The organism is Pseudomonas rustica (assembly GCF_018336155.1).
GTDB lineage: Bacteria > Pseudomonadota > Gammaproteobacteria > Pseudomonadales > Pseudomonadaceae > Aquipseudomonas > Aquipseudomonas rustica.
In genome coordinates this window covers 487,399-501,308 of sequence record NZ_JAGYHF010000002.1, presented here as the reverse complement: position 1 = coordinate 501,308, position 13,910 = coordinate 487,399, and the positions used below count along the sequence as shown (strand labels likewise).

Sequence of the window (13,910 nt, the reverse complement as noted above, 5' to 3'; positions counted from 1 at the left end):
AACACCTTGTTTATAATTGCGTGCCGGCGCTATCGAGAGTGGTCATAGTTGATGGGTGAGGTGAGCCGGATTCCCCCGCGGAGCAATTGGGCCGCGGAGTTACCTGCCGCATCCTGCGCATTCAAATCCGCCCCCCAGTCTTTCATCGCCTGCAGCAATTCAACCCGCTCGAACAACGCTGCGTACATGGCTGCGGTTTGACCGGCGTTGTTGCGCTCGTCCACGTTGCAATGCGTACCGATGAGTCGGTAAGCGATCTTTTCTTCTCCTTTGAATATCGCCCCCATAAATGCCGTGTTACCCCGATTGTCTTTGATGCATGGATTGGCGCCCGCTGTCAGCAGGCGCTCGACTGCATCCAAATGGCCGTAGTAAGTGGCCAGTATGAGGGCGCTATAGCCCTTGGTGTCCTGAGTATCCAGGTCGTATCTGGACTCGATAAAAAGTTCGAGTACTTCCATGTCGCCTTCGCGAGCGGCGTTGAAAAAATGATTCTTCAGTTCCATCGCTACTTCCTCCGGATCGCTGAAGTGGCTGGCTTCGGAAATGGAAGAGTGCATTGCGTACAGCGGTAACAGAATCATCAAAACAGTTTTGTACCAAGCCATGCACGGATACCTGGAGAGCGCCATGGTCACGACGAACTTCGTCGACGTGACGTAGGCCAATAACGATTAATCGACCAGCTTCGCAGCCATTGTCTGCACACGTGCCAAATCGCCTTTTACGACTTTGGTCACGCCAGTGCCGTACTCAGGGTCGGCTTTGTACAGAAAGGACAAGACGATGTGCTTGCTGACATCGTCGGCACTGCTCAGTGAACCACCCAGTGAGGCGATCAGGTCATCACGATCCTTGCGGCTGAACGAGCGATACAGATCGCCTGCTTGTTTGAAGTTCTGCTCACGCTGGATTTTTACCTGTTGGGTGTTGCCTGAGAGCGCCAACTGGCTGTAGCGAGCCGCTTCAACTTCATCACGCGGCACCAGACGACTCGGTTGATAGTTGACGCCAGTCGTCGTGTTGGCCGAGTTCAGTGCGCCATCCTGGTTGCCATTGTTGATCGAAAATTTCGGCGCGTTGACCGGCAGTTGCATGTTGTTGGCGCCCAAGCGATACATCTGCGCATCGGCGTAGGAAAACATCCGCCCTTGCAGCAAACGGTCTTCCGAAGCTTCGATCCCTGGCACGAGGTTGGACGGTGCCATGGCCACTTGTTCGGTTTCCTGGAAGACGTTGGCCGGGTTGCGATTCAATACCATTTGACCGACTTTGCGCAGCGGCACATCGGGCCATACCTTGGTGGCATCCAGCGGGTCAAAATCGAAGTTCTTCAGCTCTTCAGGTTTGAGTACTTGCACATACAGATCCCACTTGGGAAAAGCACCTTTGCTGATATGGCTGACCAGGTCGTTGGACATGTGGCTGTAATCGTTTCCCTGAACTTTGGCGACCTCTCCCGGGGTGAAATTCTTTATCCCTTGCAGGCTCTTCCAGTGAAACTTTACGTAGTGCACATCCTTCTGGGCGTTCACCAGTTTGTAGGCGTGTACGCCGTTGCCATTCATTTCCCGGTAGCTGGCGGGTATGCCTGAATTGGAATAGAGCTCGGTTAACGTGCGGGTAGCTTCGGGCACGTGGGAGAAGAAGTCGAAGCGGCGTGAATCATCATCCAGGTTTGTGCGTGGATCCGGTTTGAAGGCATGAACCATGTCCGGAAACTTGATGGCGTCACGGATGAAAAAGGTTGGAAAGTTGTTACCCACCAAATCCCAGTTACCGTCAGCGGTATAGAACTTTGTGGCGAATCCGCGTGGGTCACGCAGGGTTTCTGGCGAGTGGTTGCCATGCACCACCGAGGAGAAACGCACGAATACCGGCGTCACCTCACCGGCGCTGAAAACCTTGGCCATGGACAAGTCGCTGAGCCCATCGGTGGTGGTGAACGTGCCGTGAGCGCCGGTACCGCGTGCATGCACGACACGTTCTGGAATGCGCTCACGATCGAAGCGCTGGAGCTTCTGGATCAACTGCATATCTTGCAGTAACACCGGGCCATGGGCGCCGGCGGTTTGGGAGTTCTGGTTATCACCCACCGCTGCGCCGTTGTCGCGGGTCAGATTGCCTGCGTGGACGGAAAAGGAAAGCGCACTCAGGGTCAAAATGCACAACGAGTGGGGGGGCGTAAAAAAGCTTGATCGAGACGTCGCCATCTATCGAGGCTCCTGGGGTTTAAGAAGGAGCAGACAAGGTCCTGGGGCGTGTTCCGCCGACGGGACTACATCCTGAGCTGAAGCACAAATAGCGGACATGTCTTGGGGTCATGTTCGTCGTCGGTGCGGCACGCTCGATGTCATTTCTGCTTTTCTAGATTCCTCTCAGGCGGTAGGCGTCCAATGTAGGACTTGTCTCAATTTTTTTAAGGAAAGTTGAAGCACGCTGACGAGGGAGGCGTGCTTGAGACCCCTATAAAACGGGAGATCGGTTGTAGGACTAATCCTGCGTTTGAGACAGGTCTCATATCGACACTTGAAGGCGAACGTCAACATTCAACCTATCCCGAGGTATCGGCTTTTCAATGAGCAGTGCCTGGATGATTAGGACGTGCCGGATGACCGGCGCGGTGACCAACCTGACGAATGAAGGCCTCAAGTGAACACAAACGCAGTGAACGTCGCCGTTGTGGACGGCAAAACCATTACCGAGTCGGTGGAGCTTCGCGCCACCCAGCAAGGTCAACCGGTACGTATCAAGGCCGTGCAGAACGGCAAATACATTCTTGCCGAGGGCGGTGATAAACCAGTCGCTCCGGAAAACATTACCATCAAGCGCGTCGGCAACGACTTGCATGTGGCCACCGAAGGCACCAGCCCGGATCAACCGCAACTGATCATCGAAGGCTTCTTCGAAAGCCAGGGTCAGTTGGTCGGTGTGGCCGAAGATGGCGCCTATTACGAGTACATCTCGTCTGATGGCGATCAGGATCGGGCAGCAGCCTTTCTGCATGACGGCGCGTCCTCACCTCAGGTGCTGGGTGCCGACGAACTGGTCGGTTTTGGCAACGGCCTGGTCGCCGGCAATGGCATCGGCTGGTTCTGGCCGGCCTTGCTCGGGCTGGGTGCTCTTGGCCTGTTAGGGGCCGGTTACGCACTGACCCGTGACGATGACAAAAACCACGATGGCGGTGGCGTGGTGGTCGTTCCTCCGACCCCGGGTCTGGGTGGCGCCACTGATAATGTCGGTGACATTCAGGGGCCAATTGACAAGGGCGGCTCAACCGACGACACCACTCCGACCTTCGGCGGTACCGGGACGCCGGGCAATACCATCATCATCTCGGACAACGGCAAGCCGATCGGCGAAGTCATCGTCGGCGATGACGGCAAGTGACGTACACTCCGCCAACTCCGCTGCCAGGCGGCGAACATTCGATTGTCGTTGAGGAGAAGGACAAGGACGGCAACATCAGCAAGCCCTCCGACGAATTCGATTTCATCATCGACATCACCGCACCGGGCAAGTCCGTGATCAACTCGATCAGCGATGACGTGGGTGATCAGCAAGGTGTGATCTCGCCAAACGGTTTCACCGATGACAATACCCCGACCCTTAGCGGTACCGGTGAAGCGGGTGCCCGGCTCGATGTTTTCGCCAATGGTGTCAAAATCGGCGAAACCACCGTCAATCCGGATGGCACCTGGTCATTTACACCCTCACCAGCCCTGGTAGACGGGCAGTACAGCTTTACCACCGTGGCGATTGACGCTGCCGGTAACGTCGGCCTGCCGTCTGATCCGTACATCGTCACTATCGATACCATCGCACCGGTCAAACCAGGTATCGGAACAGGTGGCATTGAAGAAGCCATCGACAACGTTGGCCCGATCACCGGCGACATTGGCGACGGCGGCGTGACTGACGACGGTACCCCGACCTTCGGTGGCGGTGGTCTCACCCCGGGCGACAAAGTCACCATCATCGACGACGGCGTGGTCATCGGTGAAGTCATCGTCGGTGATGACGGTCGCTGGGAGTTCACCCCGGATCCTGCGTTGGCAGAAGGTCCGCACCCGATCACCGTGATCGTGACCGACCCGGCGGGTAACACCAGCGAGCCGTCCGATCCGTATATCGTCATTGTTGATACCACTGCCCCCGGCAAGCCAGGCGTAGGTACCGGCGGTATCGAAGAAGCCATCGACAACGTCGGGCCGATCATCGGCGACATTGGCAACGGCGGCGTGACTGACGACGGTACCCCGACCTTCGGTGGCGGTGGTCTCACCCCGGGCGACAAAGTCACCATCATCGACGACGGCGTGGCCATCGGTGAAGTTATCGTCGGTGATGACGGTCGCTGGGAGTTCACCCCGGATCCTGCGTTGGCAGAAGGTCCGCACCCGATCACCGTGATCGTGACCGACCCGGCGGGTAACGCCAGCGAGCCGTCCGATCCGTATATCGTCATTGTTGATACCACTGCTCCCGGCAAACCAGGCGTTGGTACCGGCGGTATCGAAGAAGCCATCGACAACGTTGGCCCGATCACCGGCGACATCGGCAACGGTGGCAGCACCGATGATGGCACTCCGACCGTGGGTGGCGGTGGTCTCACACCTGGCGACAAAGTCACCATCATCGACGACGGCGTGGTCATCGGCGAAGTGATCGTCGGTGACGACGGACGTTGGGAGTTCACCCCGGATCCTGCGTTGGCAGAAGGTCCACACCCGATCACCGTGATCGTCACGGACCCGGCGGGTAATGCGAGCGAACCGTCCGACCCTTACATCATCATTGTTGACACCACCGCTCCATTGGCTCCGACGATCGACAGCGTTTTCGATGACCAGGGCACAAGCACCGGCAACCTCACTCCGGGTGACATCACGGACGATGCGCAGCCGGAAATCAGTGGCAGTGGCGAGCCGGGCAGCACCATCATCATTTATGACAATGGTGTCGAGATTGGCCGTGCACCGGTCGGCACAGATGGTCGCTGGAGCCACACCCCGGTACCGCCGCTGCTCAATGGCCCGCATGATCTGACGGCCGCGGCGCAAGATGCTGTCGGTAACATCAGCGATCCATCCACCGGTTTTGATTTTGAGCTGGTTGCCGGGGGGACTCCGCCGGCGCCGAGTATCACCGGCGTCTTCGATGATGTTGCCGAAAATGTCGGCAACATCATGCCCGGCGATAGCACTAACGATACCGAGCCGCAAGTATCCGGTACGGCTGAACCGTTCTCCACCGTTACCCTGTTCGCCAATGGTGTAGCGGTGGGTTCCATCGTGGCGGACGCACTTGGCAACTGGAGCATTACCCCTAATCCGGCACTGCTGCCGGGGCTGAATAACCTGTCCGCCACAGCGACCAATGCGGCCGGCAACGAAAGCGCGCCGACCGGTGATTACCCAATTACCGTCGATGTCACTGCCCCCGCAGCGGCTGATGCCAGTCAGCTTGAGGACAACGTCGGGGCGGTTACCGGGCCGATCACCAGCGGCGATACCACCGATGACAGTACGCCGACCTTCAGCGGTACCGCAGAGCCGAACACCACGCTGATTGTCTTCGACAACGGTGTCGAGATCGGTCGCGTACCGGTGGATGGCGCAGGCAACTGGAGCTTCACCCCGGCACCACCCCTGGCCAATGGGCCGCACAGCTTCAGCACTTTCGTCGTGGATGCCGCCGGCAACCGCAGCCCGGAAAGCGCGCCGATCGACTTCATTGTCGATACCAGTGCCGTTGTTATCAGTATCGACCAGGTCACCGATGACGTAGGCCCGAACCAGGGCCCGCTGGCCAGCGGCGGTGTGACAGATGACACCACCCCGACCCTGAGTGGGCAAGCAACACCAGGTTCTACGGTGAACATCTACCTTGACGGTGTGTTGTTGCAAGCGGGCGTACCCGTCAATGCCTTGGGGCAGTGGGAGTACACCGTTAACCCGGCGTTGGGCGAAGGCAACTACGCGTTCAGTGCGACGGTTGTTACCCCCGGCGGAGGGGAAAGTGCACCGACCAGTGATTTCAATCTGGAAATCGATGTCACCGCTTCGGCCGCACCGACTATCGATGCAGTCACTGACGATGTAGGCAGCATTCAGGGGCCTGTGGCTGATGGTTCGACCACTGATGATACGACCCCGACCCTGAGCGGTAGCGGTGTGGCGGGTGATGTGATCATCATTCGAAACAACGGCATTGAAATCGGCCGTCAAACAGTACAGCCAGACGGCACCTGGAGCTTTACACCCAACCCGCCACTCAACAATGGCTCGACCAACGAGTTCGACGTCATCGCGCAGGATCCGGCGGGTAATCAAAGTGCACCGTCTGCGCCGTGGACCGTCATTATTGACACCGCTGCACCGATCGCCTCGGCAGTCGTCGACAGCATGGGCAAGGACAGCGGGGCCGACAGCGGTGACTTTGTCACCAACGATGGCAGTGCCGGGCGTTTGATTCAGGGGTCGTTGACTGCTGCGTTAGAACCGGGCGAAAAAGTGCAGATTTCCACCGATGGTGGTGTTACCTGGCTCGATGCAGTGGTAGATGTCGGTGGAAACTGGAATTTTCTTGATCAGAACATTCACACGGGTAACTGGGAGATTCAGGCCCGTGTGATAGATGGGGCGGGGAATAGCAATACTACCAGCCAATCGGTAGAACTTGATGACCAAGCCCCTGATGCCCCGACCGCTGTCCTGCGCGATGGTGACCAGGTAACTGTAGATATTTCTGGGGGAAATGCCGAGTCAGGCGATCAAGTCAATATTGTTCTCGGAAATTACAGGTTCGACTATGAACTGACTGATGCTGACATAATTGCTGGACAAGCTAACGTCACCATACCAGCTGAAATCTTAGCTCTATTAACATTCGGGGGGGTGTTGGGAGCGGCAATAGTGGACAGTAATGGGAATAGGTCTGACTACATTGCTGGTCAATATGCTGGTGGAATTGAGGACTTTGATTCATGGGATCCTACTACATCCGGCGTGTCGGTTGCCGGTGCGGTCTCTGTTGGTCCCACAAATGATATTGTAGGAGGTCCCAGTTCGGTTGTTAATATAACCTTGCAAGGGAACTCTAGCGTGGTCTCGCTAGATGTTGGTCACGTACACGCCACCGGAACAATGGTTAACTTTTTAGATGCTGAAGGTAATGTTCTAAACAGTCAGCCAGTGGCAATTAATGGCGCGGGGTTTACGTCGGTTGAATACGACGCGACCGGTGGAGTGCCAGTTGCCTCAATTCAAGTTGTTGTTGGGCCTGAGGCGGATGGCGGAATTAGAATTGATAACGTTGCTTGGAGTAGTAGCCTTTCATCCCCAATTGAGGATGCCAATCAAATTATAGGAAGTACTGGTGGGTCGTATCATGGATCTGATGCAAACAATATATTTTCATTATTAGATACATCTTATTTTGACAGCGCGGAAGCGGGTATCAATGGCGGTGTAGGCATCGATACTCTGACCTTGACGGGGGCCGGCCAGACTCTTGATCTGGGGGGGATCACCGGCAAACTGGAGTCGATTGAAATCATCGACATAACCGGCACCGGCAACAACACACTGAACCTGTCCCTGGGTGATGTTCTGGAACTGGGTGAAAGCTCACTCTTCAGCACGGATGAGACCGTCCAGATGTTGATCAAAGGCAACGCCGGCGATGTCGTCAACCTCGACGACTTGCTGGCCGACGGCACCGATCCGGGTGATTGGGCCGGTCAAGGTACGGTTACGGTGGAAGGCATTGTCTACAACGTCTTCCAACATTCCAGCCTCGATGCCCAACTGCTGGTTCAGGACGGGGTCACCACCAATCTGGTTTAAGCGCAATCGCTCTGCGCAGGTGATACCTGCGCAGAGCTTGCGGTTGCCCTTGGTGGTCAAGCCTTTCTCAAATTCAATCAACTGCGGGCACCGATCGGTGTTCGCGGTGGAGTCATCATCATGTTTAAACGTATGACCATTCTTAACGTCGCGCTGCTGGGTGCGGCACTGGCCAGCGCACAGATCGCTACGGCCGACGAGGCGTTCAAGCCGGGGAGTGTTTCCGGCAAGATTTTCGGCAATGCCTACAGCCAGGTGGCCCCGGTACCTGATCGCCAGGTGCAGGTTGTTTACTACCGCCCCAACGGTTTGGGCTCCCGTCAGGGCGCGGCCAACGTTTACGTTGACCGTGAGTTCCATGCCGCGCTGCTGCCGGGCGGTTTCAGTGCCTTTTGCGTAGCGCCCGGTCAACACAGCCTGGGCGCTTACGTCAATGATGCCCCGCAATACAAAGGTAAAAGCACCGATGTGTTCTCGGCTGAACTGGACGGCGGCAAGACCTACTTCTTGCGGGTTCGCGAAGACGGTTACGGTGCCCCGCAAGCAGTGACGCGTGCCGAGGCTGAACGTGAGTTGCAAGGCACACACCGGCAGGTTCAGGCTTTGTCTCGCGCATCGACCGTGTTGGCGTGTGACTACTTGCCAATGGAGCAGGTGCAGTTCAAGGAATACGCCTTGTCGGGTGACGTGCTGTTTGCTTTTGGCAAATCCGGCACTCGCGATATCACCGCCAGAGGACGTGATGCCATCGGTGATCTGATCGCCCAGCTCAAACGTGAAAACGCCAACCTCAGCAGCATTGAAGTTGTCGGTCACACCGACCCGATCGGTTCGGCATCGTCCAACTACGCGTTAGGCCTCAAGCGTGCACAAACCGTGCGTCGTCTGCTGGTCGATGGTGGTCTGGCCTCCGGCAGCATCACGGCTAACAGTGCCGGTGCCGACCAGCCGATCAGCAGTGGTTGCGACGGTTCCCGTTCCGCGCAGATTGCTTGTTACGCCACTGATCGTCGCGTGGTGGTGCGGGTCAACACTCAGCAATAATCGTTCATAGACAGCCTTTGGGAGGCTTGATCTCCTGTCATTGCTCCGACCCGACGTCCTGGTTACGTCGGGTTTTTTTTGTCTGTGAAAAAGCCGATAAAACCAAGGAAAGATTTCTGAGACGGGTCTTATATGGATCTTCCCGGCGTGCTCGGATAATGGTCTCCATAGCAATGTGATTGGCACTTGCACGCATTGAACGACTTGAATTTCAGCGCACAAAGCTTGGGCGCGGGTAGTGGAACGAAGATGACTTATGAATTGAACATGACCCGAGCCGTTGTGCTGTTTGGCGCCACATTGTTGGGCGCGCATCCCTCCATCGCACAGGAGCCCAAGGACGGCACAGTACCCGGTCGGGTGTTCTATGCGTCCTACATGGGATTACCGCCCGTGGCAGTCGATCAAGTGCAAGTGGTGTATTACCGCAACAAGGAAGACGTCCAGCGAAAGGGCGCGGCGCACGTCTATGTCGATCGCCAGTTTCACACTGGCCTGTTGCCTGGTGGGTTCACCAGCTTCTGCATGGCACCGGGTAGCCACACTCTGGGCGCTTACCTGAATGATGCGCCGACCTATTTTGGCAAGAGCAGCGACCTTTATCAGGCCAATCTTGAAGGCGGTCAAACCTATTACCTGCGGGTGCGTGAGGACGGCAACACTTTTCCGGCACCGGTCAAGCGTGAAGAGGCGGAACGAGAGCTGGGCCAAACCCGGTCGCAAGTTCATGTGCTGTCGCGTGCTTCCAGCGTCGAAGCGTGTCGGTATTACGAGTACCTGAAGGACGATGCACGCTTCAAGCATTACACCTTGGCCAGCGACGTGCTGTTTCCTTCCGGCAAGTCAGGGTATGAAGATCTATCGGTAGCAGGCCGCCAGGCTGTCTTCGACATGCTCAATGAATTGCACAACGACGATGCGCAGATCAAACATATTCAAGTCACTGGCCATACAGATGCGTTCGGCACCGAGGCAGACAATCAACTGCTGGGTGAGCAACGTGCAAAGACGGTCGTCCAGATGTTGATCGACGGTGGTATCGCCGAGTCAATCCTCACGGCCCACAGCTCAGCCAGTCGTGATCCGGTCATTCATACCTGCTACGGCCCCCGGATCGAGCAAATCAGCTGTTACGCACCCAACCGTCGCGTGACATTGCGTGTGGAACTCAGCGGCATTCGCCTGTAGCAAGTCGCTCCCTCTGCGAGAAGTTCTGCTTCTTGCCTTTAACCGTCGAATCTGAGCCCCAGGTCGACGGTTTTTTTTGCCTGCATTTAGCGCTCGTGCGAGCAGAGTCAACGATCCTTCAACAGGTCTACTTCCAGTGAATGCATACAGGCCAAGAGAATGTTGACTTGCTGACCGCACGCCGCCGCGTCACCTCGAGCGGCGCACGCGTCCAGCTGCGCGCATGCCTCAATCAACTCAACGGCATCGGCGAGATGCGCCCCGCCTTTGATCTTGTGCGCGAGGCTGCGGATTTTTTGCAGATCCTGATCAAGTACACATTGCTCAAGCCGGGCGCCGTCTTCGCGATTGGTTCGCAGCAGTTCATCGACCAGCGGAGCGTACGCATCGGGGCACAAAACCCGGAGTTTTTGCAGCTCTCCGCCGCTGGTGCTGGCGGCCATAGCGCGACGTTCGATCTGGGCCGAGACTGCGCCGACGTGCTCCGTCAGTTGCTCAATGCCGATAGGTTTGAACAGGCACTGAGTCATGCCGGCCTCCATGCAGTCGTCGACGGCCTCCGTTTGTGCCGTCGCTGTCAGACCGAAGATGGGATGCGCACCGAGTGCGCGTGATTGTTCGCTGCTGCGCATTCTGCGGGTCATCTCAAACCCGTCCATGTGCGGCATGTTGCAGTCGGTGATGGTCAAATCGAACGGCGGGTTTTCCTGCTCCCACATCGCAAGTGCCGCTTCCCCGTCGTCGGCGGGCACCGCTTGGTGTCCCAGGTATTCGAGTTGTTGGCAGAGCAATAAACGATTGGCAGCGTGGTCTTCGACCACCAGAATCTTCAGGCGGTAATTTGAAGGGGCGGCGATCGGGCTCGATACCGTGAGTTCATCTGAAGGGGTCGCTTGAGCGGCGAACATCAGGCTGAAACACGAGCCTTCACCAGGCTTGCTTTCGACGCTCAGGCGGGCATCGAGTAATACCGCCAGACGCGTGCAAATACTCAAGCCCAATCCCGTGCTACGAGCAGTGCTGACCTTTCGAGCCACTTGAATAAAGGGTTCAAAAACCGCTTTTTTCTGCAGTTCATTGAGACCACTACCCGAATCACGTACCTGGATGACAAACCGGCCTTCGCCCGTTTGCGGGTCACTGGAAGTCTGCTTCAACGACAGTTCCACGAAGCCATGGTCGGTGAATTTGATCGCATTGCTGACCAGGTTCGCGACGATCTGATTAAGCATCAGCGCGTCGATCATGACGTGAGGGTCGGCGATATCGACAACCAGGTCGAACTTCAGATTTTTGTTTTTCGCGTTAACTTCGAAAAGCTTGTAGATCGATTCAACGACGGCAGTGAGTCGAGTGGGTCGTGGCATCGCCACCATTGCCCCGGCTTCGATCTTCGACAGATCAAGAATGTCACCAATCAGCGATAGCAGCGATTGCGCAGACTCGTGCGCCACCGTGAGGTTTTCCTCGATCTGCTCTGCGCTGCCGCCACGCACACGCAGCATCTCGATCAGACCAATCAGCGCACTGATGGGGGTGCGTATTTCATGACTCATACTGGCCAGAAAGGTGGATTTGGAGGCGTTGGCTTCATCGGCCATTTGTTTGGCCAGGCGCAGTTGCTCGACCAGTTGCTCGCGTTCGCTGATGTCCAGCCAGCCGCCGATTACCCCGGAAAACGCGCCAGCGCCACTCTGGAAGGGCAATGTCCAATGGTAGATGCGACGGGGGCTACCCTTCACCTCGATCTCGAGGTCAGCGTAGGTTGGCTGACCACTGTCTTGAGTTTCCTGGTACAGACGGTGGTAACGCTCACGCATATGCGTGGAAAGAGAGGCAGTGTCCAAAAGGGTTTTGCCAATCACATCTTCACGAGTGGTTTGCAAAAAATTCAGGTAGGCGCGGTTGCAGTGAGCAAGGCGTCCCTGTCTGTCGCGAACATAGAGCGCAATAGGCGACCCGTCGATCAGGGTCTTGCTGAACTCCAGTTGATCGCCGAGGGCTTGCTCGGCTTTGCGGCGCTTTTTGATTTGATGGTGCAAATAATAGATCCACACCAGAAACGCGAGGACAAATCCCGTGGCGACAAAGATCACGGTGTACACGTCGTCCTTGTACGTGCTCCAGGAATTGGCGACTGCCGGCGCTGCGTGGTTGCGCCAGCGATCGCTGAGGGTCTTGAGCTCTTCTGGAGGAATGTCGATCAAAACCTTGTTGATGATATCCCTGAGGATCAGATTGGACGGCCCTACTGCCATGGAAATACGCGCAGGTATCTGGCCGATCACTGCCGCGATATGCAAGTCATGCTGAAAATGATGTTTGATGAAATAGTCGGCACCGAACTGCGTATGCAGGGCGCCCTCGGCACCGCCCTCTGAGACCATCTCAATCCCGCGAGTCGCATTCGATACCGGTACCTGGTCGATGTGCGGGTGCTCACGGCTCAACCATGTCATCAACGGATTACCGGCGGGAACTGCCAGGCGCTGACCCTCGAGTTGCGCGGGACTGTGGATGTCGGTCTGCGAGCGTCGGGTCACGACCACGAAGGGACTGATCAGGTAGGGGCGGGTGTACTGCTCAGGGCTAAGGCGCAAATCCCCTACGCTCAATGCCGCGATGACATCTGCTTTATTATTTTTCAATTGATCAAGCATGTCTTGTACGCCGGTGCCGGGGATGATTTCCAGCGTGAGACCGGTTCTTTGCTTGATGATTTTCAGAATATCTACGCTCAGCCCCTGCAACTGGTCGTGCTCATCAAAAAACGTCAGTGGCGCATAGGATCCTGCGACCAGTACTTTGATTGTTGGATGGGCCGCGAGCCATTGACGCTCTGCTGCATTGAGATTCAGCGGAGGTTGATCCACCACAAAATTATTGCTTAATCCCCAGCGCGTGGTGATGCGTTTCATGTCATCAATCGGGATGGCGTCCAGCGTCTGATTAATCGCTGCCAGTAATTGCGGACGACGATCGCTAACGGCAAAGTTGATATCGGCTGAGGTGTCGATGGCGTCGCCCGCTATGTACAGATCATTGCTGTAGAGCAATCGGATCAGGAACTCGGCGGTGATGCCATCGATCCAGAATGCGTCGGCCTGGTCATAGACTAACGAGGCCATGCCGTTCAGATGATTGACATGCTGAATCAGGGTGGCCTTGGGGTATTGCCGCTGCAACGCGGCGGCAACCGAATCGTCGCCCACATAACCCAGGCGCTGACCTTGCAAATCGGGCGATGGCTGTCGGTTTTCGCCAATCCTGCGCACGATGACTTTGTGATTGAGCAGATAGGGGCGTGATTGGGTGATCGCACCTTCCTGGCCTTCGGTCACGTCGTGCACTGCGAGCATGTCGGCTTGACCGTCTTTAACCGCCTGCCTGGCTTCGGCGCGTGTCGGATAACGCTCAATGCTCAGATGCAGGCCTGTTGCCTGGCGTATCACTTCAAGGTATTCCGCTGCGACACCTTCGAATTTGCTTTGCTCGAAGCCCATGTCGAGGGGAGGCGTTGCACCCCTCCAAAGTGCCACTTTGATGTCTGGCCGGGTGTCGAGCCAGCTGCGTGTTTGCGTATCGAAAGTGACGTGTGGGGCGATGATGGGGCCGGTCACCAGCAAGTCAACGGGCTCGGGCGTCTGAGCTTGCAGAGTCGTCGACAGCAGCAGCGTCATCAGCCCCCACGGCCAGGCAAAGGACAAAAAAGGAATTTTCAAGGCGTTCAAAATCCATTTGGAGGCTGCGGGCATCGGAGCATCAGGTGTTCGTACAGAGACGCCGGTCATGAAGGCTTGCATTGCTTGACACCTTAGCTGTGTCGAG

The 13,910-nt window shown here is 56.7% G+C and carries 7 protein-coding genes; 4 read left to right on the top strand and 3 right to left on the bottom strand.

Annotated elements, in window-relative coordinates; all coding sequences use genetic code 11:
- Window positions 1–29: 29 nt before the first annotated feature.
- A complete protein-coding gene (locus tag KFS80_RS05410; RefSeq protein WP_246541681.1) occupies window positions 30–560 on the bottom strand; it encodes an ankyrin repeat domain-containing protein in 531 nt (176 codons plus the stop codon).
- A 114-nt stretch (window positions 561–674) separates the two neighbouring features.
- Window positions 675–2,213, bottom strand: coding sequence for a catalase (locus tag KFS80_RS05405; protein WP_212544163.1), 1,539 nt, complete (start codon window positions 2,211–2,213; stop codon window positions 675–677).
- A 439-nt stretch (window positions 2,214–2,652) separates the two neighbouring features.
- Between KFS80_RS05405 and KFS80_RS05400 the strand changes: the two genes are divergently transcribed.
- The 4 genes from KFS80_RS05400 (at window position 2,653) to KFS80_RS05385 (ending at window position 10,082) form a co-directional block, all read left to right on the top strand.
- Window positions 2,653–3,390: a hypothetical protein gene (locus KFS80_RS05400; protein ID WP_212544162.1), complete on the top strand. Its 738-nt coding sequence runs from the start codon at window positions 2,653–2,655 to the stop codon at window positions 3,388–3,390.
- The gene (locus tag KFS80_RS05395; RefSeq protein ID WP_212544161.1) at window positions 3,387–7,850 is read left to right on the top strand and encodes an Ig-like domain-containing protein; all 4,464 of its coding nucleotides are present in this window, start codon (window positions 3,387–3,389) and stop codon (window positions 7,848–7,850) included. Before KFS80_RS05400 ends, KFS80_RS05395 begins: the two co-directional genes overlap by 4 nt.
- A gap of 120 nt (window positions 7,851–7,970) precedes the next feature.
- Window positions 7,971–8,894: an OmpA family protein gene (locus tag KFS80_RS05390; RefSeq protein WP_212544160.1), complete on the top strand. Its 924-nt coding sequence runs from the start codon at window positions 7,971–7,973 to the stop codon at window positions 8,892–8,894.
- 249 nt (window positions 8,895–9,143) lie between these two features.
- Window positions 9,144–10,082 (top strand): OmpA family protein, encoded by a 939-nt coding sequence (locus KFS80_RS05385; protein ID WP_212544159.1) that lies wholly within the window; start codon window positions 9,144–9,146, stop codon window positions 10,080–10,082.
- Between the two features lie 107 nt (window positions 10,083–10,189).
- On the opposite strand, the gene KFS80_RS05380 is transcribed toward KFS80_RS05385, so the two are convergent.
- Window positions 10,190–13,885: a transporter substrate-binding domain-containing protein gene (locus tag KFS80_RS05380; RefSeq protein WP_212544158.1), complete on the bottom strand. Its 3,696-nt coding sequence runs from the start codon at window positions 13,883–13,885 to the stop codon at window positions 10,190–10,192.
- Between the last annotated feature and the right edge of the window lie 25 nt (window positions 13,886–13,910).